Origin of the sequence: Geobacter sp. FeAm09, from assembly GCF_008330225.1 — a bacterium.
Taxonomy (GTDB): Bacteria; Desulfobacterota; Desulfuromonadia; order Geobacterales; family Pseudopelobacteraceae; genus Oryzomonas.
Genome location: NZ_CP042466.1, coordinates 2044896 through 2069195 on the forward strand (window position 1 = coordinate 2044896; position 24300 = coordinate 2069195).

At 60.9% G+C, this 24300-nt stretch carries 21 protein-coding genes; 9 read left to right on the forward strand and 12 right to left on the reverse strand.

Annotated features, from left to right (window positions below; all coding sequences use genetic code 11):
* Positions 1–33 precede the first annotated feature (33 nt).
* The 5 genes from FO488_RS09640 to FO488_RS09660 all read right to left on the reverse strand — a co-directional run bounded on the left by FO488_RS09640 (position 34) and on the right by FO488_RS09660 (position 5588).
* A complete protein-coding gene (locus tag FO488_RS09640; RefSeq protein ID WP_240732236.1) occupies positions 34–504 on the reverse strand; it encodes a chemotaxis protein CheX in 471 nt (156 codons plus the stop codon).
* A gap of 90 nt (positions 505–594) precedes the next feature.
* Positions 595–2145 (reverse strand): glutamine-hydrolyzing GMP synthase, encoded by a 1551-nt coding sequence (guaA, locus tag FO488_RS09645; protein WP_149210370.1) that lies wholly within the window; start codon positions 2143–2145, stop codon positions 595–597.
* A gap of 215 nt (positions 2146–2360) precedes the next feature.
* A complete protein-coding gene (gene guaB, locus FO488_RS09650; protein WP_149210371.1) occupies positions 2361–3830 on the reverse strand; it encodes an IMP dehydrogenase in 1470 nt (489 codons plus the stop codon).
* 236 nt (positions 3831–4066) lie between these two features.
* Positions 4067–4903, reverse strand: coding sequence for a DUF169 domain-containing protein (locus FO488_RS09655; protein ID WP_240732237.1), 837 nt, complete (start codon positions 4901–4903; stop codon positions 4067–4069).
* A 52-nt stretch (positions 4904–4955) separates the two neighbouring features.
* Positions 4956–5588, reverse strand: coding sequence for an FMN-dependent NADH-azoreductase (locus FO488_RS09660; protein ID WP_149210372.1), 633 nt, complete (start codon positions 5586–5588; stop codon positions 4956–4958).
* Positions 5589–5767: 179 nt separating this feature from the next.
* Here FO488_RS09660 and FO488_RS09665 point away from each other — a divergent pair, with 179 nt between their 5' ends.
* On the forward strand, positions 5768–7300 hold the full coding sequence (locus FO488_RS09665) for a sigma 54-interacting transcriptional regulator (protein ID WP_149210373.1): 1533 nt from the start codon (positions 5768–5770) through the stop codon (positions 7298–7300).
* A gap of 193 nt (positions 7301–7493) precedes the next feature.
* On the opposite strand, the gene FO488_RS09670 is transcribed toward FO488_RS09665, so the two are convergent.
* Genes FO488_RS09670 through rnc form a run of 3 tightly spaced genes read right to left on the reverse strand, consistent with a single transcriptional unit; the run spans position 7494 to position 10335 of the window.
* Positions 7494–8567 (reverse strand): M42 family metallopeptidase, encoded by a 1074-nt coding sequence (locus tag FO488_RS09670; protein WP_149210374.1) that lies wholly within the window; start codon positions 8565–8567, stop codon positions 7494–7496.
* Between the two features lie 3 nt (positions 8568–8570).
* Positions 8571–9629 (reverse strand): elongator complex protein 3, encoded by a 1059-nt coding sequence (locus tag FO488_RS09675; protein WP_149210375.1) that lies wholly within the window; start codon positions 9627–9629, stop codon positions 8571–8573.
* 1 nt (position 9630) lies between these two features.
* Positions 9631–10335: a ribonuclease III gene (rnc, locus tag FO488_RS09680; protein WP_149210376.1), complete on the reverse strand. Its 705-nt coding sequence runs from the start codon at positions 10333–10335 to the stop codon at positions 9631–9633.
* Between the two features lie 172 nt (positions 10336–10507).
* Between rnc and tmk the strand changes: the two genes are divergently transcribed.
* The 4 genes from tmk to metG all read left to right on the forward strand — a co-directional run bounded on the left by tmk (position 10508) and on the right by metG (position 14852).
* Positions 10508–11164 carry a dTMP kinase gene (tmk, locus tag FO488_RS09685; protein ID WP_149210377.1) on the forward strand — a complete coding sequence of 219 codons (657 nt, stop codon included), beginning with the start codon at positions 10508–10510 and terminating at the stop codon, positions 11162–11164.
* Positions 11151–12125: a DNA polymerase III subunit delta' gene (holB, locus tag FO488_RS09690; RefSeq protein ID WP_149210378.1), complete on the forward strand. Its 975-nt coding sequence runs from the start codon at positions 11151–11153 to the stop codon at positions 12123–12125. Before tmk ends, holB begins: the two co-directional genes overlap by 14 nt.
* Before the next feature lie 83 nt (positions 12126–12208).
* On the forward strand, positions 12209–13330 hold the full coding sequence (locus tag FO488_RS09695; RefSeq protein ID WP_149210379.1) for a stage 0 sporulation family protein: 1122 nt from the start codon (positions 12209–12211) through the stop codon (positions 13328–13330).
* 1 nt (position 13331) lies between these two features.
* Entirely contained in the window at positions 13332–14852 is a 1521-nt protein-coding gene (gene metG, locus FO488_RS09700; RefSeq protein WP_240731839.1) for a methionine--tRNA ligase, read from the forward strand.
* A gap of 187 nt (positions 14853–15039) precedes the next feature.
* Here metG and FO488_RS09705 read toward each other — a convergent pair whose 3' ends face one another.
* From FO488_RS09705 to ruvB, 4 genes are all read right to left on the reverse strand, one after another.
* The gene (locus FO488_RS09705; RefSeq protein ID WP_149210381.1) at positions 15040–17331 is read right to left on the reverse strand and encodes a Tex family protein; all 2292 of its coding nucleotides are present in this window, start codon (positions 17329–17331) and stop codon (positions 15040–15042) included.
* A gap of 125 nt (positions 17332–17456) precedes the next feature.
* Positions 17457–18788 (reverse strand): hypothetical protein, encoded by a 1332-nt coding sequence (locus tag FO488_RS09710; RefSeq protein ID WP_149210382.1) that lies wholly within the window; start codon positions 18786–18788, stop codon positions 17457–17459.
* A complete protein-coding gene (locus FO488_RS09715; RefSeq protein ID WP_149210383.1) occupies positions 18769–19494 on the reverse strand; it encodes a DnaA ATPase domain-containing protein in 726 nt (241 codons plus the stop codon). The genes FO488_RS09710 and FO488_RS09715 overlap by 20 nt, the downstream gene beginning before the upstream one ends.
* 2 nt (positions 19495–19496) lie before the next feature.
* Positions 19497–20516: a Holliday junction branch migration DNA helicase RuvB gene (ruvB, locus tag FO488_RS09720; RefSeq protein WP_149210384.1), complete on the reverse strand. Its 1020-nt coding sequence runs from the start codon at positions 20514–20516 to the stop codon at positions 19497–19499.
* Between the two features lie 217 nt (positions 20517–20733).
* Between ruvB and FO488_RS09725 the strand changes: the two genes are divergently transcribed.
* The 4 genes from FO488_RS09725 to FO488_RS09740 all read left to right on the forward strand — a co-directional run bounded on the left by FO488_RS09725 (position 20734) and on the right by FO488_RS09740 (position 24252).
* Complete coding sequence (locus FO488_RS09725) at positions 20734–21132, forward strand: cupredoxin domain-containing protein (RefSeq protein ID WP_149210385.1); 399 nt, start codon at positions 20734–20736, stop codon at positions 21130–21132.
* Positions 21129–22547: a B12-binding domain-containing radical SAM protein gene (locus tag FO488_RS09730; RefSeq protein WP_149210386.1), complete on the forward strand. Its 1419-nt coding sequence runs from the start codon at positions 21129–21131 to the stop codon at positions 22545–22547. The genes FO488_RS09725 and FO488_RS09730 overlap by 4 nt, the downstream gene beginning before the upstream one ends.
* Positions 22548–22636: 89 nt before the next feature.
* Positions 22637–23359 (forward strand): TVP38/TMEM64 family protein, encoded by a 723-nt coding sequence (locus tag FO488_RS09735; RefSeq protein WP_149210387.1) that lies wholly within the window; start codon positions 22637–22639, stop codon positions 23357–23359.
* The gene (locus FO488_RS09740; RefSeq protein WP_149210388.1) at positions 23356–24252 is read left to right on the forward strand and encodes a YihY/virulence factor BrkB family protein; all 897 of its coding nucleotides are present in this window, start codon (positions 23356–23358) and stop codon (positions 24250–24252) included. The genes FO488_RS09735 and FO488_RS09740 overlap by 4 nt, the downstream gene beginning before the upstream one ends.
* The last annotated feature ends 48 nt before the right edge of the window (positions 24253–24300 follow it).

The following is a 24300-nucleotide window of genomic DNA, read 5'->3' on the forward strand; positions in this document are numbered from 1 at the left end:
AGCGAACCACATGGAGCGCGGCGCCGTCACCAGCTACATATACACCATGACTTTGATGTTGATGGCGCCGCTGACCGTGGTGAAGGGAATCGTCACCCCCTTGCACTGCACATTGATGCTGGAGCTTTCATTAAGGTCGGGCGGTTCGGAAATGGCGCGCAACTGGCCGGAAACCACCAGCGGCAGCCCCAGGGCCACGCTGCCGTACTGCTCGTGGTACTTGGTCTTGAACACACCGGCAATGTTGTTTGCCAGTTCGCCGACCGCATCCCGGATGCACTCGTCGTCGGCCTCCTCCACCATCAGCAGTTCCTTGGCGACGCACTGGGCCGTCTTCTTGTCGGTGGCAAAGATGATGTAGCCGACCCGGTCCCCGGCCACGCCCACGATGCCGGTCACATCAGAATCCACCGGATCCACCCTTTTTTCGACCTTGCCGGCCAACAGGTCGATATTCATGTAACTCTTGAAGGTGTCCTGGGTAGCGGACATGATGGTGAACATGATCTCTTCAAAGGATATTCCTGACAAAGTCTGTTACCTCCCACGTGTCGTTATGAATCTCTGACAGGTTTGACGCCTTCTCCGCGGCAGCTACTCCCACTCGATGGTTGCGGGCGGCTTCTGGCTGATGTCGTACACCACCCGGTTGACCCCTTTGACCTCATTGATGATGCGTGAAGAGATGGTGCCCAGAAGTTCATAGGGCAGCTTGACCCAGTCGGCGGTCATGCCGTCCAGGGAGTTGACCGCCCGGAGCGCCACGGTGAAATCATAGGTCCGGGCATCGCCCATGACACCCACCGTCCGTACCGGCAGGAGCACGGCGAAGGATTGCCATATGTCCCGGTACAGCCCGGCCTTGCGGATTTCTTCCAGCACGATGGCGTCCGCCTCGCGCAGGATCTCCAGCTTTTCGGCGGTGAGTTCGCCGATGCAGCGGATCGCCAGCCCCGGCCCAGGGAACGGCTGGCGGTGGACCACCTCGTCCGGCATCCCCAGTTCCTTGCCCAGCAGCCTGACCTCATCCTTGAAGAGTTCCCGCACCGGCTCAAGCAGCTTCAGGTTCATGCGCTCCGGCAGGCCGCCCACATTGTGGTGGCTCTTGATGACCGCCGACGGCCCCTTGGTGGAGACCGATTCGATCACGTCCGGGTAAAGCGTTCCCTGGGCCAGATAATCCACCTGCCCCAGTTTGACGGCCTCTTCCTCGAACAGGTAGATGAATTCGTTGCCGATGATCTTGCGCTTCTTTTCCGGGTCGCTCACACCCGCCAGTTTTTCCAGAAAGCGTGCCGAGGCATCCACGTAGTCCAGGTTGATCTTGAAATGCTTGGTAAAGAGGTTGACGACCTTCTCCGCCTCACCTTTGCGCAGCAGGCCGTTGTTGACGAAGATGCACTGTAGCTGGTCGCCGATAGCCTTGTGGATCAGTACCGCCACGACCGAGGAATCGACCCCGCCGGACAGGGCGCAGATCACCTTGCCCGTTCCGACCTTCTCCCTGATCGACGCGATCTCGGCCTCGATGAAGCCGGCCATGGTCCAGGTCGGCTTGCAGCCGCACACCGTAAAGATGAAGTTGCCCAACATCTCGTCGCCCCGGGGCGTATGCACCACCTCGGGATGGAACTGCACCCCGAAGAAGCGGCGTTGCGCGTCTTTCATGGCGGCAACCGGCGAATGGTCGGTGTGGGCGATGGTGCCGAAGCCCTTGGGCATCTCCTCGATGCGGTCGCCGTGGGACATCCACACCTCTTCATGGCCGCTGAAGCCGCTGAAGAGATCGCCATTGTCGTCGATCTGCAATTTGGAGCGGCCGTATTCCCGTTTGTCGGAGCGCTCCACCCGGCCGCCCAACTGCTGGGTCATGAGCTGCATGCCGTAGCAGATGCCCAAAACCGGGACCCCCAACTCAAAGATGCGCTGATCGGAGAGTGGCGCATCGGCGTCATAGACGCTGCACGGCCCGCCGGAGAGCACAATCCCCTGGGGATCGAACGACGTGATCTTTTCCAGGGGCATATTGAAGGGATGGATCTCGCAGTAGACGCTCTGCTCGCGGATGCGGCGGGCGATGAGTTGGGTGACCTGCGACCCGAAGTCGAGGATGAGGATCTTCTGGCTGTGGATATCGGTGGTCATTATAAAATCCTTCTTGCAAAGGGATGTGTATTCCAGAAAAACAGTTCACCACAAAGACATGAAAGGACATAAAGTCACACAAGTAATAATTTCAGCCAGTTACTTGACAACTTCATAATTGGCAGGACTCACCTTGCGGGTGAATACGCTTTGCGCCGTTCACCCTTTGAATCCTTTGTGCTCTTTGTGCCTTTGTGGTGAATAACCGCCGTCGTCTAATTACCGACCCGGTAGTTCGGAGCCTCTTTCGTGATCGTCACGTCATGCACATGGGACTCCTTGAGGCCCGCGCCGGTGATGCGGATGAAGCGGCTCCGCTCCTGCATATCCGGAATCGTGCCGCAGCCGGTATAGCCCATGCCCGACCGCAGGCCGCCCATCAGTTGGTGGATATTGGCCGAAAGCGGTCCGCGCAGCGGCACCATCCCCTCGATCCCCTCCGGGACCAGCTTCACATCCTCGCCCACATCGGACTGGAAATAGCGGTCCTTGCTCCCGTCCTTCATGGCGCCGATGGAACCCATGCCGCGATAGCTCTTGTAGGTCCTGCCCTGGTAGAGGATCGTATCGCCCGGCGATTCTTCGGTCCCGGCAAAGAGCGAACCGATCATGATGCTGTCGGCGCCCGCCGAAATCGCCTTGGGCAGGTCGCCGGAATACTTGATGCCGCCATCGGCGATGACCGGAACGCCGTGCTTGTGGGCAACGCGCGAACACTCGTGAATGGCGGTGATCTGCGGCACGCCCACGCCGGCCACCATACGGGTGGTGCAGATGGAGCCGGGGCCGATGCCGACCTTGATGGCGTCGGCGCCCGCCTTGATCAACGCTTCGGCCGCTTCGGCCGTGGCGATGTTGCCGGCGATGATCTCGACGCCGGGGAAGGTCGATTTGGCCCGGATCACGGCGTCGATAACCCCCTGGGAGTGGCCGTGCGCGGTATCGATGACGATGACATCGACCCCGGCCCTGATGAGGGCGTCCATCCGGGCTTCCATCTCGGCCGTGATCCCGACTGCCGCGCCGACCCGCAGGCGGCCCAGGCTGTCCTTGCAGGCGTTGGGATACTTCTTGACCTTTTCGATATCCTTGATGGTGATCAGCCCCTTGAGGTTGCGGTCGTCGTCAACCACCAGCAATTTTTCGACCCTGGTATGCTTGAGGTGTTCCTTGGCCTGTTCCAGGGTGGTGCCCACCGGCACCGTCACCAGATTGCGCTTGGTCATGCGGGCTGATATGAGGAGGTCGTAATCCGTTTCGAAACGCAGGTCGCGGTTGGTGAGAATCCCCACCAGCTTGCCGTTGGGCTTGGTGATCGGCACGCCGGAGATGCGGTAGCGCGACATGAGATCCAGCGCCTCGCTGATCTTCTGGTTGGGCCGCATGGTAATCGGGTCAACGATCATACCCGACTCGCTCTTCTTCACCTTGTCAACTTCCTGGGCCTGGGCCTCGATGCTGAGATTCTTGTGAACGATGCCGAGCCCCCCTTCACGGGCCATACAGATGGCGGTGCGGGCCTCGGTAACCGTATCCATGGCGGCGCTGACCAGCGGTATGTTCAGGGGAATGTTGCGGGACAGGCGGGTGGAGAGGTTGACATCGCGGGGCAAAACAAGAGAGTGGGCAGGCACAAGGAGGACGTCGTCAAAGGTAAGACCTTCCGTTAACTTGTCGTAGGGCATATACAAACTCCTCGCTTGATTAATTTTATAGAAGTTAGTACAGCGAATCGGGTAAGTCAAGCTAAAAGGCGAACGAAAAGGTATACTGAACAAAGGGATGGACAACCTGAGCAGGGCGCCGCTTGCGGCGCCCTGCTGCTTCATTGCCATGAGCGGGCAACGGCCGAAGTCATATGAGGTCGCGTTTCGGAATTTCCAGACATTATGCAGCAGCTATTGTTTGCCCCCTCTTCCGTTCATGAGACAACCTTCTCCCACGTTTCCTTTTCGAAGAAACTCCCGGGAACCTGAGATTCCATTTCACACAGGCGGCGGAAGGGGACCGTAAAGGTGAGTTTGCCTGATAGTCCTTGCCCTTTAAGGTTTTTGCGTGCGGAGATATCGGTGAGGCCAACAAGACAGCGTTGAAGCCCGGATGCCGCCTCGTTATACGACAGGATGCCGATGACCTGACACGCGGCAGCGTAGGGGATCGCCACGTTCTCCTGTCCCGGCCGATCATAGTTGGCAAGGATAACGAGCGCCGAAAGCTGATCCGGATTTACCAGGAATGACACCGAAACCGGCTTGTCCTTCTCTGGATCGACTTGTGAAAGAGGCTTCATGACAACATACGGCGTCGAAACATCCGCCATGGGAAGTTCATTCACGAACCGGTCGGCAAGCTCGGGTGTCTTTTTGTACCGTTCGCCGTGGAGGAACATCTCGACAAACGACCCGGGCACGCCTGCCGCTTTCATGCCCTCCCCAATCGCCTTTCCGGTTGGGGCGCTCTCATTGCCGCTGGACAGGAAGCGGCAGAAGCCGGGGACGCCGCCGGGAAATTGTTCGTACGTGTTGCCAAACCCAAGGCCAACTCCGCCGCCGAAACATCCAAAGGTCTTACGATCGAAAACGGCCACCTTCCCCTTGGCGGCGGATGCCAGCATGTACATCACACACGATGTTACCGTCCCGGGTGCGAACTGGGCTGCCCCCTCCGGTTTGGTCTCGGAGTATAGCAGGGCAACAGGCTCGGTCTCCAACTGTAGTGCTTTTGCAATGAGGCTTTCCATTTCATCTCCTTTTTCCATGGTCGCGTGATATTTTGTTGTTGACCGCTTCCTGCCTGGAATCGCCCGCCGCCTAAAACAGGGCGGCTGCTTCCCGGCTTTCCGCCAGAGCCCTGTTCATGAATTCCTCTGCTTTATGCGGCAGGGCGTCTACCCCCTCCACAACAACCGACCTGAAATCTTCAACCCCCATGAAGTTCATCACCGACTTCAGGTAAGGCACCGAGTGGTCATCACCGGTTCCGCAATGGAACCCGCCGCAGGAATGGATATGGAGACATTTCTTCCCCATGCCGCGTAAAAGCCCCACCGCTCCACGCTCCGTATAGGTAAAGGTCTTGCCGACCACACAGACGGTGTCGATGTACACCTTAAGCTCCGCCGGGAAGCCCAGGTTCCACATAGGCGTCACAAAGACATATTTGTCTGCGGCCACGAACTGGTCTGCGAGCTTTCCAATCCTGCCTATTTTGCGCAGTTCGTCATCTGACAGGGAATCAAGGGAGCCGCCATTACGCAATTTGTCCCAACCGTTCAAGACATCAGCATCAACACGCTGAATATGGTCACGGTAGAGATCCAGAAAGTCTATTCTGTCTTCCGGATGGCGTTCCGAGTAGTTCGTCAGAAACTCGCTCCCGATAGTGAGACTGTGCGATTGTTCGCGGGATTTAAGATTACAGGTGATGTAAAGTATGTTGGCCATGGTTGCCTCCTTATCGCAGTTTGTTTGATACAATGCGTTAAGCGTGCCAAACACGTATTATTGTAAAATCATATAGTTGCAACAACTGGCAATGGTATATATCGATATATCGACATCATGGTTGCGATATACCGATAGAGAGCATATAGTATCGATATATCGATATTGGAGGCCAATTTATGGATGTCAGGCCGGAAGAGTTTTTCCGCGAGGTAACGTTACGGTTTTGCAGCAGCCTGGATATCAACGTTGCCTTCCAGCGCAGTTTTCAGTACCTGCGAGAAGTTTTGCCGGTTGACGAAATATTCCTCGACATCCTCGACCCGCTATTGGGGGCCATTCGCCGCATTGCGCATGCGGCGAGCCAGGGAGGCTCGAAGTTGCCCGAGATCATGCCGCTTCCCAAGGAGATCTGGGCTTGGGTCCAGAGTGTCGACCGGCCAATAATCGTGGATTCGGAAAATGCAGATCCCATGGTGAGAAAATTTGCTGCACTCACCCATAACGATGGGAAATCGGACCTGTCACTGCCACTGTTCATCGAGGGGAAAAAGATAGGAACCATCATTTTAAGGGCTAATAGCAATGGGGTTTACCGCAAAGAACATGTCGATTTGATTCGAGTAGCTGCCGAGCCGATCGCTATCGCGCTGTCAAACGCCCTGGCCCACCAGGAGCTGCTGCACTTGCGCGACGTCCTCCTTGACGATAACCGTTTCCTGCAACGGGAACTCTCGCCAAGCCTGCAGGATGACATTGTGGGAGAAGGCAGTGGGCTGCGCAACGTAATGGAGCAGGTGCGGCAGGTTGCCCCACTGAACAACACCGTGCTGCTGCTTGGAGAAACCGGCACCGGCAAAGAAGTAATCGCAAACGCCATCCACTACGGATCGACGCGGTGCAACGGCCCCTTTGTCAAGGTCAACTGTGGTGCTATCTCGGACACGCTCATCGACAGCGAACTTTTCGGGCATGAGAAGGGGGCCTTCACCGGGGCGTTTACGGAAAAACGGGGACGCTTTGAGCGGGCTCACGGCGGGACGCTTTTTCTGGACGAGATCGGAGAGCTTCCCCCCCAGGCCCAAGTAAGGTTGTTGCGGGTGCTGCAAACCCGTGAGTTGGAGAGAGTTGGAGGGACCAAGCCCATTCCCATCGACATCAGGATCATCGCCGCAACCCACAGAAATCTTGAGCAAATGATCGCGGATGGCCGTTTCCGTGAGGACCTGTGGTTCCGAATAAACGTTTTCCCGATTTTTATCCCTCCTCTGAGGCAGCGCCGGGAGGATATCCCGGCATTGACACGGCACTTGGTGCAGGTAAAGTGCCGGGAACTCGGTCTGGCCGAGGTGCCGGCCATTGCCCTGGGGGCCTTGGAGCGCCTCATGAGTTACGATTGGCCCGGAAATGTGCGGGAACTGCAAAATATTGTGGAACGCGAACTGATCCGGTACAAGGGGGACTTTCTCACTTTTGAATCGCTTGCGGCCCTTCCCTCTGCCAGGAAAGAACAACCGCCACCACATATGGACCGGGAAGACTTGGAACCGGTAAGCCTCGACGAAGCCATGGCCCTGCATATCGGAAAAACCATTGAATTCACGAAGGGAAGGATTAACGGCAAGAATGGTGCGGCAGAGTTGCTGCGCATAAATCCCAGCACGCTGAGGAGCCGGATGGCAAAGCTCGGGGTGAATCGGGCAAACTATTGACCATTTCAGGGGATTAACCCGGCGAGTCGTCGGTATTTCATGCTTAATACATGAAAAGAAAGCACGAGGGAGAGCAGGGTTCCCCCCTGCTCTCCCTCGTCAAACAACACTTTAAATCCGCTCAAGCAGTACCTCTGCAACATTACAATCGGGCGGCGCTCTCTGCACCCCTGCGGCAACCGGGTGCGACAGATCAGCGCGGGATGAACTCCTCCCGCGACGTAATCCGTTCCAGCGTAGCCACGATGAGCTTGGCGGCATCCTCAAGATCCCCCAGGGAAACGGTTTCCACCGGAGTGTGCATGTAGCGGAGCGGAATCTTGACCAGGGCCGTGGCCACGCCGTTGCGGGAGACCTGCATGACGTTGGCGTCGGTGCCGGTGGCCCGGGGATTGGCGGTGTGCTGCACGTCGATCTTTTCCTTTTCGGCCGCCGTGGAGAGCAGGTCGAAGAGATGGGGGTTGATATTGGCCCCGCGGGTCAGGATCGGCCCCTTGCCCAGGGCGACTTCGCCGTTGTGTTTCTTTTCCACGTCCGGCTGATCGGTGGCAAAATCCACTTCGACGCAGATACCCACATCCGGGTTGACGGTATAACAACTGGTGGTGCCGCCCCGCAGGCCGATCTCCTCCTGGACGGATGAAACGCCGTAGAGATCCACGGCCAGCTTTTTCTTGCCGGCCGCCACCAGACGCAACACCTCGGCCACCACGAAGCAGCCGGCCTTGTCGTCGAAGCCGCGCGACGACACCCGATCACCCGCCAGCCGGGTGAAGGCGCTCTCGAAGGTTACCGCATCACCGACCCTGACCAGCTTCTGGGCCTCTTTCTTGTCCTTGGCCCCGATGTCGATGTACTGGGCCTCCAGCTTGACCACGGTTTCCCGGTCCTTGGCATCCATAAGATGGATCGGCTTCTTGCCGATGACACCGGCCAAAGGACCGCCCGCCGTATGGATATTGACCCGCTTGCCGGGGGTCAGATGGGCGTCCACTCCGCCCACGGCGGCAAAGTAGAGATATCCTTTGTCGTCGATGTACTTGACCTGCAGACCGATCTCGTCCGTATGCCCCACGATCATGACCCGTGGCAGGTCCTTCCCCTTGCCGGCGATACGGGCAAAAACATTGCCCATAACATCGGTGGTCAACTCGTCGCAGTAGGGGGCGACATAGTCGCGGAAGACCCGCTGCGCCGGCTGCTCATAGCCGGAAGGACTGGGGGCGTCGAGAAGTTTTTCCAGAAATGCCAATGATTCTTTGCGCATGATTCACACCTCGCTGATGTTGTAATTCAAATCTGTTACAATATTACCTCTAAAGCATTGCCCCAGGTATTCGACCGCAACTTCCTCAACTGAAAGGGAATTATCCGGATCAAGCCGAATCGGGACACCGGGCGGCCGCAGACGCGTCAGATTGCGCCGCTTCTGTCCGACCACATCCGAGAGCCGCGATGGATGGCAGGTTATCCCGAAAGGCGCATCACCGGGCAGAGCCGAAGCGATCTGCCTCACCAGGTCAAAATACAGCTCCGAACGCACCAACTGGCCAAGCGCCGGATGCCAGCAACCGGCCACGACCGTCGCGTCGTTCAACCCATCGCCGGCCTGGAGGCCGATGCGGATGACATCGATCCCGGACCGCAGGGCGCGATGCAGAAGCTGTTTGCAGAGCGCAATGCCCTGTTCCAGATCCAGGGGGCGATAGTCACCCGCCCGATAGCTTTGGGCCAGCGGCGTCCCCTCCAGCACGACGACGGGATAGAGCCGCACAAAATCGGCCCCGGCTACAATCACCCGTTCCAGCGACCCGAGGGCGCTCGTGGTGCTGTCGCCCGGCAAGCCGGGCATCAACTGCGCCCCGGCAACAAGCCCCTCTTCCTTGATGCAGCGCAGGGCGGCCACGGACGCGGCAGCACCATGTCCCCGGCCACTCAACGCCAGAACATCATCGTCCATGGATTGCACGCCGATCTCGACGACAGCGACACCTTGACCGGCCAGGCGACGTACCACGGCACCATCCAGGCAGTCCGGCCGGGTGGAAATCCGGACCGACCGGACAACGCCCTCCTCCAGAAAGGGCCGAACAGAGGCCAGCAGTTCATCCTGCACCCGCTCCGGCAGGGCGGTAAAGCTGCCGCCGAAAAAGGCCACCTCCAAGGGGCGGCCGGAGGCGGAGCGCCGCCAGGAGCCGATGGCGGCGCCTATCTGCTGGCGGTCCGGCAGGCTGCCGCAGGAGCCGGAAATGACGCGCTGGTCACAGAACACGCACGCGTGGGGGCACCCCTGGTGGCTGATGAAAAAGGGGACCGTGACCGTTGTCACGTCAGCATTCCCGCTTGGACGAAAGCCGTTCCAGAGCCTGTGCGGCCGCCGCCTGCTGGGCTGTCTTTTTCGATCTCCCCTCGCCCTCTCCCGTCACGTCGCCACCCACCAGCAACTGAAAATGGAACGACCGGTCATGGGGGGGGCCGGACTCTGCACTCAGCCGGTATTCCGGTGGCGGCAGCCCCCTGGCCGAGAGCAGCTCCTGCAATTCGCTCTTGGCATCCCGCCCCGCCTCCCGGCAACCGGGTGCGGCAAGCAGGTCGCCGAACAGACGGGACACCAGGGTACGGGCCGCCTCGAGTCCGCCGTCCTGATAGACGGCGGCAATGAGCGCCTCAAGGACGTCCGACAGGATCGATTCCTTGCTGCGCCCCAAGGTCTGCTCTTCGCCCCGTCCCAGACGGATAAAACTGCCCAAATCAAGGGAGCGTGCCAGGCCGGCCAGGGTCCCCTGCCCTGCCAAGTGCGCCCGGAAACGGGACAGGTCGCCTTCATTCCAATCGGGAAAACGGGAATAGAGCATCTCGGCCAGCACCATGCCCAGCACGGCATCACCCAGGAATTCCAGGCGCTGGTAATCGTCGCCGGCCACGCCGCTGCGCTCATGCTGCCAGGAGGGATGCGTCAAGGCGCGGCACGCCAGGCTGCGGTCCCGGAAAATGTATGTAAGCCGCTCTTCCAGTTGGGTGTAGTCTATCGTCACGTTGCGGTTCTCCTAATGCTGAAACTATAGCCATGCCGCCTGAGTTTGGCAACAGAAAGCATGGTGCCGGGCATACTTCGATTATGCACATGCGAATAGGAATTCAGTTGCGAATTCACGACAACTCGCCTATAATTCAGCATTTGCAGATAATCGGCACCAAGGGATGGGCGTGGGCTATTTCATCACATTCGAAGGCATCGAGGGGTGCGGCAAGACCACCCAGATCAGGCTGCTGGCCGAGCGCCTGAAAGCCGCCGGCCGGCATGTCACGCTGACGCGGGAACCGGGCGGCTGCGCCATTGCCGACCAGATCCGAAGCATCCTCCTGGATGCCGGCAATCGCGCCATGCTGCCCCACGCCGAGCTGCTGCTCTACGCCGCCGCCCGGGCCCAGCATGTGGGCGAGGTCGTCAAACCGGCCCTGGACGGGGGGAACGTGGTGCTGTGCGACCGCTTCACCGACGCCACCATCGCCTATCAGAGCAGCGGAAGGGGTATCGACCGGGGGACCGTTGACACACTGAACAGCCTGGCATGCGGAGGCGTACGCCCGGACCTGACCGTGCTGATCGACTGCGACCCTGCCCAGGGGCTGGAGCGCGCACGCCGCAGGATCGAGGCATCCAGCGGCCCCCGCGAAGAGCGTTTCGAACTGGAGGCCCTGGCCTTTCACCAGCGGGTCCGGGATGGTTATCTGGCCCTGGCGGCCGGAGAGCCGCACCGTTTTCTGATTGTGGACGGCAGCGGTTCGGTTGAGCGGATCGCCGCCGCCATCACCCCCCAGGTGTCTTCGCGCCTGGAGGAACTGCATCATGCCGTTCGCTGACATCGTGGGACATGAGCGGGTCGTGGAGGTATTCCGCCGGGCGCTTGCATCCGGGAAGACCTCCCACTCCTACCTGTTCGAGGGGCCGGCCGGCTGTGGCCGCAAGACGACCGCCCGCGCCCTGGTGCAGGCCATCTTCTGCACGGAACGGGAGGACGACGCCTGTGGCGCCTGCGCTTCGTGCCGCAAGGTGGCCGCCGGCTCCCATGCCGACATCCATTACATCGAGCCGGACGGCCAGTTCATCAAGATCGAACAGGTCAGGGAATTGCAGCGCGACCTCGCCCTGCGCCCCTACGAGGCGCCACGCAAGGCCTGCATCATCGAGTCGGCCGAACGCTTTAACCCGTCGGCCGGCAATTCGCTGCTCAAGACCCTGGAAGAGCCTCCCGGCAATGCCATCATCATCCTCTTAACCGAGAACGCCGGCATGCTGCTGCCGACCATCCGTTCCCGCTGCCAGTTGATTCGTTTTTCGGCCCTGTCTCCCGAGAACGTCCGGCTCTTGCTGGAACGACACGGCATGGCTCCCGAGACTGCCGAACTGCTGGCCCCCATGGCCGGGGGGAGCATCCAGCGCGCCATGGAGCTGGACAACGACGCCCTGGGCACCCGCAAGGATACCCTGCTGGCGCGTCTTTCGGGACTTGACCGGGACAGGATCGCCACCATTTTCGACGCTTCCGAGGAATTGGGCACCAGCCGGGACGAAACCTTGGAAACCCTGGACATGCTGATCTCGTTCATGCAGGACACCGCCCACCTGGCGGCCGGCAGCACCGCCATCGTCAACGCGGCGGCCCGCCCGGCGCTGGAGGGCTTTGCCGCCAAATGGCCCCTGCAGCGGACCCTGCAGATACTGGAAGATGTCATGGAAACCCGGCGGGCGGTCCAGCGCAACGCCAACAGCAAGCTCGCCCTGGACCGGCTGTTCATGCGGATCGCCGCCACGGCATATTAACAGCGCCATCACAACGGATCGGTCCGGGACGCGACATGGATTTATTACCCCGGGACCCGTCGCTTGGAATAAAAGGAGATATTTTGCCACGCATCGTAGCCATACAATTTTCAACAGCCGGCAAGTTGTACGATTTTGACGCCGGCAACCTCGATCTCGCCCCCGGCGACAAGGTCGTCGTGGAGACCGAACGGGGCCTGGGGATCGGCGCCGTTTTGCGGGAGCCGGTCGAACGCAGCGAAGGGGTGCCCGAAAACCTGGCCACCATCCGGCGCAAGGCAACGCCGGAGGACATGGCGACCCAGGAGCGCAACCGGCAACTGGAAAAAAACGCCTTCGACTTCTGCCTCAAACGGATCATGGAGCGTGCCATGCCGATGAAGCTGGTGCGGGTGGAATACCAGTTCGACAGCAGCAAGGCCGTATTCTATTTTACCGCCGACGGCCGTGTTGACTTCCGCGATCTGGTCAAGGACCTGGCCCACACCTTCCACACCCGCATCGAGATGCGCCAGATCGGCGTACGCGACGAATCCAAAATGATCGGCGGGATCGGCATCTGTGGCCGGGAACTGTGCTGCTGCTCGTTCCTGCGCGAGTTCCAGCCGGTGTCGGTCAAGATGGCCAAGGAGCAGAACCTGGCCCTGAACCCCAGCAAGATATCGGGGCAATGCGGCCGCCTGCTCTGCTGCCTGGACTACGAATACGAGACTTACTGCTGCCTGCGGAAGAATTTCCCCAAATGCGGAAAACGGGTGCGTACCCCCACCGCCGTCGGCGTCATCGACAAGATCAACATCCTGACCGGCAACATTACCCTCAGGCTCGACGACAACAAACAGATCACCATCAGGCGCGATGAAATCCTGAGCGACAGCGCCGCCGAGTCGCTTCCCGCCCCGCCTGCGGCCGCGGCGGCCCCGCAACCCGAGGCGCGCCGCGAGCAGCGTGAGCGCAAGCACCATCAGCGCCAGCCGTCATCCCCGCCTCCGGCTCCCCAGCAGAAGGAAGAGAAGCGGGAGGAGGGCAAGCGCGCCGGCGCTCCCCACCCAGCCATTGAGGCCAGCGGTGACGAGGTGCAGGATGGCCAGAAGAAACAGGACGGGCGCCGCAGAAACCGGCACCGCAAACACGGTCACCGCCGCAAACAGGGCGACAAGCCCGATGCCGGCACAACTCCAACGCCAACAACTCCGGGAGCATGACATGAAACCAACGTTCTACCTCACCACCCCCATATACTACGTCAACGACGTACCCCACATCGGCCACGCCTACACCACGGTGGCGGCCGACGTCCTGGCCCGCTACAAGCGCCTGATGGGATACGACGTCTACTTTCTGACCGGCAGCGACGAGCACGGCCAGAAGGTGGAAAAGGCCGCCACGACCGCCGGCGAAACGCCTCTGGAGCTGGCCGACCGGGTGGTGAAGCGTTTCCAGGCGCTCTGGGAACGTCTGGGGATCTCCAATAACGACTTCATCAGGACCACCCAGGAACGCCACAAAAAGGGCGTAAGCCATATCTTCAAGGATATCCTTGAAAAGGGGGACATCTACCTGGGCGAATACGAGGACTGGTACTGCACCCCCTGCGAAACCTTCTGGACCGAAACCCAACTGATCGACGGCCGCTGCCCCGACTGCAACCGGCCGGTGGAAAAGCTGAAGGAGGAGTCCTACTTCTTCCGTATGAGCAAGTACCAGGACCAGCTCCTGGCCCATATCGACTCCCATCCCGACTTCATCCAGCCCAAAAGCAAGCGCAACGAGATCATCTCCTTCGTCAAGGAGGGGCTGCGCGACCTCTCCGTGTCGCGCACCACCTTTACCTGGGGCATCCCGGTGCCGGGCAACGACAAGCATGTCATCTACGTCTGGTTCGATGCCCTCACCAACTACATCACGGCCCTGGGCTACCCCGAAGCGTCCGAGGACTACAAACGCTTCTGGCCGGTCAACGTGCACCTCATCGGCAAGGACATCCTGCGCTTCCACGCCGTGTACTGGCCCACCTTCCTGATGGCGGCCGGCCTGCCCCTGCCGGAAAAGGTTTTTGCCCACGGTTGGTGGACCATCGAAGGACAGAAGATGAGCAAGAGCCTGCAGAACGTGGTCGAACCCAACATGCTGATCGACAAGTACGGCGTGGACGCGGTCAGGTATTTCCTTTTGCGCGAGGTGCCTTTCGGCCTGGACGGGGACTTCTCCCACGCCGCCCTGGTCCAGCGGATCAATTCCGACCTGGCCAACGACCTGGGCAACCTGCTCAGCAGGTCAACGGCCATGGCGGTCAAGTACTTCGACGGCATCCTCCCCGCCCCGGAGGAGTTGAACGCCAGCGACGTGGCCCTGAAAAGGCGCACCGAAGAGATGATCGTCGCCGTGGATGCCTGCATGAACGACCTGGCTTTCAGCAAGGCGCTCCAGGCCATCTGGGAGGTAATCGCGGCGGGTAACAAGTACATCGACGAGTCGGCCCCCTGGACCCTGGCCAAGGACCCGGCCCTCAAGGAGCGGTTGACCACGGTCATGTACTGCCTGTTGGAATCCCAGCGCATCGTGCACATCATCCTGTCGGCCTTCCTGCCGGCCACGGCGGAGAAGGCCCTTGCCAGCCTGGGATGCGGGGAGGAAAAGGAATTGGTCGGTCTGTCCTGGGGAGGGCTGAAGGAAGGGACGGCGATTACCAAGGCCGAAGCCCTGTTCCCGAGGATCGAGGGATAAAACAACCTGAATGTTTGCCGCAGAGCCACAGGGACGCGGAGAATAAGATGAGAAAATCTATGAAATCTGCCACGGAGACACAGAGAAAATCAGGAGTAAGGCAAACAAGAAAACGATTTTTTACTTTTCTCTGTGAACCTCTGTGTCTCCGTGTCTCTGCGGCAGAATTGCCGATTTTAGTTTGCCCTTACTTCCGTTTGACCCGGAAGCCGGCCTTCTCCATGGCGCTGAGATCGAGGCCGTTTTTCGTTTTCGCCTCCTGCGCCGCCGCCGGTTTCGGGCTGCGCTGAGGCTGAGGCTTTGCCCCCCCGCCCGCCTCGGCCTCCTTGATGGAAAGCGCGATCCGCTTGCGCTGCGCATCCGCCGACAACACCTTGACCTTGACCACCTGCCCCACCGTGACCGCATCGTTCGGATCCTTGACATAGCGGCTTGCCAGGTGGCTGATATGCACCAGGCCGTCCTGATGAACCCCGATGTCCACAAAGGCGCCGAAGGCGGTCACGTTGGTCACCACCCCCTGCAGAATCATCCCTTCCTGAAGATCGGTTATCTCCCGGATGTCGTCCCGGAAACTGGCGGTCTGAAACTGGCTGCGCGGGTCGCGCCCCGGTTTTTTCAACTCCTCCATGATGTCCCGCAGCGTCGGCATGCCGACGCCGTCGCTCACGTAGCGGTTGAGGTCGATGCCGGCCACCAGTGCCGGGTCGGCGGCAAGCTGGGCCAGCGTTACCCCCTGATCCGCGGCCATGGCCTCCACCAACGCATAGCGTTCGGGATGCACGGCGGTATTGTCCAGGGGGTGAATGCCGTTGCGGATGCGCAGGAACCCGGCGGCCTGTTCGAAGGCCTTGGCGCCGAAGCGGGGCACCTCCATGAGCGCCTTGCGGGACGGGAAAGCCCCCTGCCGGTCGCGGTGCCCGACAATCGCCTTGGCCAGGGCCGGCCCCACACCGGAAACGTAGGACAAAAGCGCCCATGAGGCGGTGTTCAGATCCACCCCGACATAGTTGACGCACGACTCGACCACATCGTCCAGGGCCTTCTTCAGCATGGTCTGGTTCACATCGTGTTGGTATTGCCCCACGCCGATGCTCTTGGGGTCGATCTTGACCAGTTCGGCCAGCGGGTCCTGGAGCCTTCGGGCGATGGATATGGCACCCCGCACCGTCAGGTCCAGGTCCGGGAACTCCTCCCGGGCGATATCCGAGGCCGAATAGACACTGGCCCCCGCCTCGCTGACCATCACCACCGGCACGTGCCTGCCCGCCTCCGCCAGCGTTTCCTTGGCAAACAGCTCCATTTCCCGGCCGGCCGTGCCGTTGCCGATGGCGATCATCTCGATGGTGTGCGTTTCCACCAGGCGCAGCAGATCCTGTCTGGCCTGGGGCACCCGCGCCGCGCCGGTATGGGGGTAGATGGTGACATGTTCCAGAAAACGGCCGGTGCCGTCCACCGCCGCCAGCTTGGATCCGGTGCGCAGACCCGGGTCGATGCCCAGCACCCGCTTGCCGCCTGCCGGCGGGGCCAACAGCAGATTGCGCAGATTGCCGCCGAAAACCCGGATGGCCACCTCGTCGGCCAGATTCTTGGACTCCAGGCGCAGTTCCACCTCGATGGAGGGGGCTATCAGGCGCTTGTACGCGTCTTCGGCCACCCCTTCCAGAAGCGGGGTAAAGATACTGTCGGCATGGATCAGGCGGGACTTCAAACCGGCCAGGATCTGCTCCAGCGGTGCCGTGATGGCGAGGAAAAGCACCTCTTCCTTCTCGCCGCGCCGCATGGCCAGCATACGATGGGAAGGGATCGCCTTCAACGGCTCCTGATAGTCGTAGTACATCTCGAACTTGGTGACCTGATCCTTCTTGTCGGCAGCCACCCGCGAGTTGAACACCCCCTGTTCCCAGGTCAGGCGCCGCACCATGGCCCGGGCGTCGGCGTCGTCGGACAGCCGCTCGGCCAGGATATGTCCGGCACCTTCCAAGGCCGCGGCCGCATCCGGCACCCCCTTGTCCGGGTCAACATAGGCCTGGGCTGCATCCTCCGGCGTTCCGGCAGTCACCCCTTGGGCCGCCACGAGGTCGGCCAGCGGCTCCAGCCCCCGCTCGCGGGCGATGGTGGCCTTGGTGCGCCGCTTGGGCTTGTAGGGGAGGTAGAGATCCTCCAGCTCGGTCTTCTGGCGGGTGGCTTCGATCCGCTCCCGCAACTCCGGGGTCAGTTTTCCCTGTTCCTCGATGGATTTGAGGATCGTCTGCCTGCGTTCCTCGAGTTCGCAGAAATAGGCGAAGCGCTCTTCTATGGCACGGATCTGGACCTCATCCAGTTCATTGGTGTGTTCCTTGCGGTACCGGGCGATAAAGGGGACCGTTGCCCCCTCCTGCAAGAGTTCAACGGTATTTGCGACCTGCTGTGGGGTGAGTGAGGTTTCTTCGATGATTGCGCGAATGATCGTAGTGAGCTGTTCCTTGCTGACGGGCATGTTGTTTCCTGTTCATGTGTGTTTTTTGGGGCGTGCATACTACAACAGCGTGCGGAAAATGGGAAGGGGGCGGGCGAATACGGTTGAAGCAGCGGGGCCTGCGAAGTCAGGGCGCCATCGCGGCCCTATTTATCGTAGCGCCACTTGAAGTTGACGACCTTGCAGTCGGGCATTGCCCGGCGGAAGCTGTTCAGGCCTTCTTCGCTGATCTGGGTGCCGCTGCAGGTCAGCCATTTCAACCCCGGGAGGCTGGTCAGCTTGTGGAGCCCCTGGTCGCCGACCGCGGTGTGATAGATATAGACGCGTTGCAGTTCTCCGAGCGAAGCGAGTTGGGCCAGCCCCTCCTCGCTGATGGTGGTATTGGAGAGGCACAGCTCCTGAAGTCCCGTAAGGCGCGTGACATGCGGCAGGGCGCTGTCGCCGATGTCGTTCAGGAACAGGGCCTGAAGGTCCTCCGGCTGCATGCTGTCCAGAAAATCCAGCCCATTGCCGTCCACCCCCTTCACGTCCAGCCGCACCCCCTTGCCCAGGAACACCTCCTTGACGCCCCGCGCGCTGCCCAGCCATTGCCAATCGCGGTAGTCCGTGGAGCCGATGTTGCGGACATAGAGCGTGCCGTAACTCTTGTCGGCAGGAAAGCGGATGACCCGCGTTTTCACATGGGGGGAGTTTGCCGGCTCGGTCACGGCTTCCTCACCCCGCAGTACCGACAGCCGTTTGCGCAGGTGGGCGATGTCCTCGTCCGCCTTGGCAACCATCTCGGCCAAGAGATCGATGCCGTCGGCATGGGCCTCGTCCACCCGCAGCTTGAAGCGATAGATATCCGTCTGCTTCAACTCGTCGATCTGGAGGATGACGGCGTGGATGTTCTGCTGGAGCCGGGCGATCTGGCGGATGACCCGTATCAGTTCCGAGGCGACATCCTTGCCGGTGACGGTTCCGGTCCCGACCTCCCAGTCCCAGAACAGCTCTTCCAGGGACTTGCGGTCGCCCGATTCGTAGGCCTGGTTGGCGACGGCCATCAGCTCCTGGCGCCGCAGACGGTCCGCTTCGTCCGAGGCCAGGTCGGGGTGCACCGCCTTGGCAACCCCGCGATAGAGCGACTTGAGGCTCATGGAAGAGGTATCGGGCTGGCCATCCTCTTCATCGTCCAGCAGGTCGGTTGTGTGCTGAAAATGACTGAACGCCTGCTCATCCGGCGGCTGTTCCTGGCGGGGAGGCGTCTTTTCGGTACCGAGTATGCCGTTGAGCTGCCATTCCAGCTCTTCCAGCACGGTGATCCGCCCACCCACGGTATCCTCGTAGAGCTGTTCAAAGGTGCGGATCTCGGCCTTGAGACCGGAAAACATCCGTTCCCAGTCGTTCAGTTCCAGTTGATAACGCTTTGCTTCACGCTGCTTGCGTTCAAGCTCGACCTCTTCCGGGGTCTTCAGGCGATTATGAAAAGGAGGGGTCATGGGGTTCCCCCCTGCTCACCATCAGTTCGCGGGATTGGCGCGCCAAGGGCAGCGTTATGCGGCGCTGTTCGGCCATGGAAAGCCGGAACAGCGCCTCAAAGGTCTCGATCAGGGCGCCGACCTCACGGCTGGCGGTCATCAGGATATAATCGACCACATCGTCCGGCACCCGCACCTGGCGGTCATCGGCGATCTTTTTCAGGATCATGCGCCGGGAATGATCGTCGGAGGCGTCCACGCGGGCGACCAGACCCCACAAAAGGCGCGAGATCAGGTGGTCGTCCAGGTGGGGCAGTTCCCGCGGCGGCAGGAGGCCGGCCAGGGCCACTTTCCGGCCGCTGGAATAGAAATCGTTGAACACCTGCCACAGGGCGGCCCGCAGGGCGGCCTCGTCGGGGAGCAGGTGCAGGTCGTCCACCACCAGGGCCGGTGCGCCGTCGAAGCGGGCAACCAGATCCCGGGCGGAAAAGCTGTCGCGGCACGACAGGTAGCAGGTCGCTTCAGCGGGAGCGAGGGAATGGGCGATGGATCGGAGCAGATGCGTCTTGCCGGAACCGGCCGGACCGTGCAGGTAAAGCAGGTTTTCGGCATCGGCGCCGTCGGCGATGCGTCGGGCGAACTGGAGCGCCGCGGCATTGCCGTCACACGTGACGAAGCTGTCGAAGCTGTATGCGGGTGTTATGGGGAAATCGAAAAACTGCTGCATGGTCAGAACAGGTTCCCTTGGGGTGATTCAGGCGCCATGCGATCGAAGTGCAGATAGGCGGCGCGGGTGGCGACCCGGCCGCGCGGGGTGCGGTTCAGGAAGCCGTTCTGAATCAGAAACGGTTCGTACACATCCTCGATGGTGTCGCTCTCCTCACCGATGGCCGCGGCGATGGTGTCCAGCCCCACCGGGCCGCCGGCGAACTTGTCGATGATCGTCAGAAGGATCATGCGGTCCATCTGGTCGAAGCCCATCCCGTCGATCTCCAGCAGCGCGAGCGTATCCTGAACAACCGTACGGGTGATGACGCCGTTGGCCCGCACCTGGGCAAAATCCCGCACCCGCCGCAGGAGGCGGTTGGCGATACGGGGGGTGCCGCGACTGCGCCGGGCGAGTTCGATGGCGCCCTGGGGTTCGATATCCATCCCCAGGATATGGGAGGAGCGGCTGATGATGGTGGCCAGTTCCTGGTCGGTGTAGAATTCCAGGCGGGAGATCACGCCGAAGCGGTCGCGCAGCGGCGAGGAGAGCAGACCGGCCCTGGTGGTGGCCCCCACCAGGGTGAAACGCGGCAGATCGAGCTTGATGCTGCGGGCGCTCGGTCCCTGGCCGATGATGATGTCCAGTTGAAAATCCTCCATGGCCGGGTAAAGGATCTCCTCCACCACATGGGACAGCCGGTGGATCTCGTCGATGAAGAGCACATCGTGGGGTTCCAGGTTGGTCAGAATGGCCGCCAGGTCGCCGGGACGCTCGATGACCGGCCCGGAGGTGGACTTGATGTTGACCCCCATCTCGCAGGCCACGATATTGGCCAGGGTAGTCTTGCCAAGTCCCGGGGGGCCGTAGAGCAGGACATGGTCCAACGCCTCCCCCCTCCCCTTGGCGGCATCGATGAACAGCCGCAGGTTGCCCTTGATCTTTTCCTGGCCGATGTAGTCCGCCAGGGCACGGGGCCGCAGGGTGGCGTCGAACTGGAGATCGTCGTCGCTTTTTTCGGGGGTGATGGCACGCTGCTGCATTGCTGCTCCGCTGTTATCATACCGGTATGGACCGGTAGACTATGGCCTATTTTGCGGCAATTGTCAAAGGAGGAGTACCGCTTTTCAGGACGCGCTTTCGCCAATAAATGCATGGCATTTGCGATCGGCTATGCTAGTCTATAAAATAATGGCGCACGGTTAATGCTTTGCCTGTTCCGGGCTGGACAGGGAGGCGGTGCGCGAGGAGGTATACGCCATGAAAACAATTATTGCCGGCCTGTTGTTCCTGCTTGCCGCGGCAGCCGTTTCCGCCGACGATCCTCCGTTCATCGTGCCCATGGACAAGGATGGCGTCCAGCGGGTGGAGGTACTGGGAAGCGATTACTTCTTCAAACCGCGCCACATCGTGGTCAAGATCAATCAACCGGTGGAGATGCTGGTGCACAAGGACGGCTGGGTCATCCCCCATAACATCGTCATCGACGCCCCCGAGGCCAGCATCAGGGTCAACGAATCACTCTCCCGCGACCCGAAGGTCATCGCCTTCACCCCCACCAAGGTGGGCAGCTATCCGTTCTACTGCGACAAAAAGCCGCCTTTCCTTGCCAGCCACCGGGACAAGGGCATGGAAGGCATCCTGGAGGTCGTTGAGTGAAAGTAATCTTCATCCACCCCCACGGCAGCAACTTCATGCCGGGGGTGCAGGACATTACCACCATCTTCAATATCATGCCCCCCCTGGGGATCATGAGTATCGCCGCCTGGCTCGAGCGCCACGGCATCGAAGTCGAGATCATCGACTGCTACGCAACCCCTCTGGGGGTTGACGACCTGGCCGACGAGGTCATCCGCCGCAATCCCGATGCGGTGGGATTTTCCACCACCACCTCCGCTTTCCGGGAAGGGTACCGCATCGCCTGCGCCATCAAGGAGCGGGACGCCCGGATCGTCACGGTTTTCGGCGGCGCCCATCCCTGTACCATGGGCGCCCCGCTTTTGGACGACTTCCCGGCCATCGACTACCTGGTGATCGGCGAGGGGGAGCAAACCATGCTGGAACTGGCCCAAGCCGGTTTCAGGGAGGTGGAGTCCCTGCCCGGCATCGCTTTCCGCCGCGACGGCAAGGGGGTGTTCACCGGCCCCCGGGAGCTGATCGCCAACCTGGACGATCTCCCCTTCCCCGCCTATCACCTGCTGCCCGGCTTCCCCAAGCGCTACACCCTGCCGCTGTTCAGCTTTCCCACGGCCCCCAATACCAGCATCATCTCCAGCCGCGGCTGTCCCTATGCCTGCTCCTACTGCGACCGTTCGGTCTTCTCCCGCGGCTTCCGTTTCAACTCGCCCGAGTACATCGTGGAACATGTGGCCATGCTCAACCGCGACTACGGCATCCGCCACGTCTTTTTCTACGACGACCTGTTCACCTTCGACCGCAAGCGGGTTGCGGAATTCTGCGACTTGAAGGAGAAAAAGGGGCTCAAGGTCACCTACAACTGCATCGCCCGGCTGGAGCACATGGATGAGGAGCTCCTGGCCTTGCTCAAGCGTTCCGGCTGCTGGCAGGTCAACTTCGGCATCGAATCGGGCGACCCGGAGGTGCTCAAGAAACATCGCAAGTTCTACGGCCTGGGCGAAGTGGGCAGAAAGCTGCAGATGGTCAAAAAGGCGGGCATGCGGGTCAAGGGGCTCTTCATGATCGGTCTGCCGGGGGAGGACGAGGCCGCCATCCGCCGCACCATCGACTATGCCCTCTCCCTGCCGCTGGAAGAGATCAACGTCACCAAGTTCACCCCCTTCCCCGGTGCGCCGGTCTACAAGACCATCCGCCAACAGGGTGAGTTCGACGAGAATTGGGAATTGATGAACTGCATGAATTTCGTCTTCGTGCCCGCAGGGATGACCAAGGAACAGCTGGAAGGGCTCTACAACGAATTCATCCGCCGCTTCTACCACCGCACCCGCATTCACTGGGGCTACACGAAGATGCTCTGGAAATCGCCCCACAGCATCCTGGCTTTCCTGCGCAACCTGCCGGAGATATTGGCCTTTGAGCGGAAACAGAAGTGGTGACGGCAACATTTCGCATGCTGGGGCACCAAGAAAATCGAGCGGCGCCACCAGGCAGTTCGAATAGCATCTGAAGGGAACGGCAAGAGACCATGGCTACACCCGGCAAAGACATAGCGCACCTGGTCAAGGCGGCACTGCTCGTCTGCCTCCTGGTCGTCCTCTGCGGCCTCGTCTGGCGGGAACTGCCCTCACAATGGCTGGACTCCCGGTGGCTCGAAGCCTGGATCAAGAGCATGGGGATCCTGGCGCCCCCGGCCTATATCCTCCTCAGAACCGTTGCCATTGTGCTGACCGTTGTCCCCAACGCCCCTCTGGATGTGGCCGGCGGCGTGCTCTTCGGCCCGTTCTGGGGCACCGTCTATTCGCTCATCGGCTCCGAGGCCGGGGCCATCGCCTGCTTCCTCCTGGCCCATGCCCTGGGCAGGGAGGCGATAACACGGCTCCTGCACCGGGAAATCGCCTTCAGCAACGGCCATTACCCCCAGCGCCAGATGGCGTACATCGTCCTCTTCGCCCGGCTCGAACCGGTCTTCTCCTTCGCCCTGGTCAGTTACGGCGCCGGCCTGACCGGCATGTCGCTCCGTGCCTTTGCCCTGACCACGCTGCTTGGCATGACCCCCGGCACGGTCCTCCTCAACTACTACGGCAAGACTTTCTTCACCGGCGTTTCCCTAGTGCAGCAGATCATCCTGGGGCTTGCCCTGGTTGCCCTGCTGCTGGCCATCCCGGTCTGGATCAGGCACAACAGACCCGACTGGTGGCATGAGCGCACAAGGGAAACCGGACCGCCGGAAGGCGGGCCCCAGCCATGACGGGCACCCGACGCGACGACCACGGGCGGGTGAGCCGGCTCCTCGGCTTCATGGCCGCCGTTGTGCGGGATTTCCGGCGCAACCAGGGTTTTCTTTTGTCCGGCGCCGTGGCCTACTACACCCTGCTGTCGGTGGTGCCCATGTCGATCCTCGTCCTGACCGTGCTGTCCCATGTGATCGGCGAGGAGCGGCTGGTGGCCACCATGGCCACCTATCTGGAGATGGTGGTGCCCGGTTATACGGCGACCCTGCTGGAACAGGTGCGGGTATTTGTGGAGAACCGCCAGGTGATCGGCACCATCGGTTTTGTCGTCATGCTCTTTTTCAGTTCCATAGCCTTTACGGTCCTAGAAAATGCCATCTCGGTGATCTTCTTCCACCATGTGAAGCACGAACGTCGCGGCTTCCTCGTTTCCGCCCTGATCCCCTTCGTCTACATCTGCGCCCTTGCCCTGGGCATCGTCCTGGTATCGGTTGTGGTGGGTGCGGTCGAGACCCTTGAAAGCCGGCACCTGATCCTGTTCAACCGGAGCGTGAGCCTGGCCGGCACGGAGCGGGTTGCGCTGTATGTCCTGGGGATCGCCGGCGAGCTGCTCATGCTCACCTCCATCTACCTGGTGATGCCGGTGGTGCGGATCCCCTTTCGCCACGCCATGATCGGCGGGGTGGCGGCCACGCTGCTGTGGGAGATCACCCGCCGCGTACTGGTCTGGTATTACGCTTCCCTCTCCATGGTCAACATCATCTACGGCTCCATTGCCACGGTGGTGGTGACCCTGCTCAGTATCGAAGTGTCGGCCCTGATCCTGCTCCTGGGCGCCCAGATCATCGCCGAGCTCGAAACGACCTGTTCATCGGCCCCGGTCGAACCGCCGCCCGGTTTCGAGACATGATGCCGCACAGCCGTTACCACCACTCCACGACAGATCGGTGCCTCCTTT

Excerpts from the sequence above, each read along its gene's own strand:
- FO488_RS09640 (WP_240732236.1), bottom strand. The coding sequence starts at position 504 with ATGTTCACCATCATGTCCGCTACCCAGGACACCTTCAAGAGTTACATG.
- guaA (WP_149210370.1), bottom strand. The coding sequence starts at position 2,145 with ATGACCACCGATATCCACAGCCAGAAGATCCTCATCCTCGACTTCGGG.
- guaB (WP_149210371.1), bottom strand. The coding sequence starts at position 3,830 with ATGCCCTACGACAAGTTAACGGAAGGTCTTACCTTTGACGACGTCCTC.
- FO488_RS09655 (WP_240732237.1), bottom strand. The coding sequence starts at position 4,903 with ATGGAAAAAGGAGATGAAATGGAAAGCCTCATTGCAAAAGCACTACAG.
- FO488_RS09660 (WP_149210372.1), bottom strand. The coding sequence starts at position 5,588 with ATGGCCAACATACTTTACATCACCTGTAATCTTAAATCCCGCGAACAA.
- FO488_RS09665 (WP_149210373.1), top strand. The coding sequence starts at position 5,768 with ATGGATGTCAGGCCGGAAGAGTTTTTCCGCGAGGTAACGTTACGGTTT.
- FO488_RS09670 (WP_149210374.1), bottom strand. The coding sequence starts at position 8,567 with ATGCGCAAAGAATCATTGGCATTTCTGGAAAAACTTCTCGACGCCCCC.
- holB (WP_149210378.1), top strand. The coding sequence starts at position 11,151 with ATGCCGTTCGCTGACATCGTGGGACATGAGCGGGTCGTGGAGGTATTC.
- metG (WP_240731839.1), top strand. The coding sequence starts at position 13,332 with ATGAAACCAACGTTCTACCTCACCACCCCCATATACTACGTCAACGAC.
- FO488_RS09705 (WP_149210381.1), bottom strand. The coding sequence starts at position 17,331 with ATGCCCGTCAGCAAGGAACAGCTCACTACGATCATTCGCGCAATCATC.
- FO488_RS09710 (WP_149210382.1), bottom strand. The coding sequence starts at position 18,788 with ATGACCCCTCCTTTTCATAATCGCCTGAAGACCCCGGAAGAGGTCGAG.
- FO488_RS09715 (WP_149210383.1), bottom strand. The coding sequence starts at position 19,494 with ATGCAGCAGTTTTTCGATTTCCCCATAACACCCGCATACAGCTTCGAC.
- ruvB (WP_149210384.1), bottom strand. The coding sequence starts at position 20,516 with ATGCAGCAGCGTGCCATCACCCCCGAAAAAAGCGACGACGATCTCCAG.
- FO488_RS09725 (WP_149210385.1), top strand. The coding sequence starts at position 20,734 with ATGAAAACAATTATTGCCGGCCTGTTGTTCCTGCTTGCCGCGGCAGCC.
- FO488_RS09735 (WP_149210387.1), top strand. The coding sequence starts at position 22,637 with ATGGCTACACCCGGCAAAGACATAGCGCACCTGGTCAAGGCGGCACTG.
- FO488_RS09740 (WP_149210388.1), top strand. The coding sequence starts at position 23,356 with ATGACGGGCACCCGACGCGACGACCACGGGCGGGTGAGCCGGCTCCTC.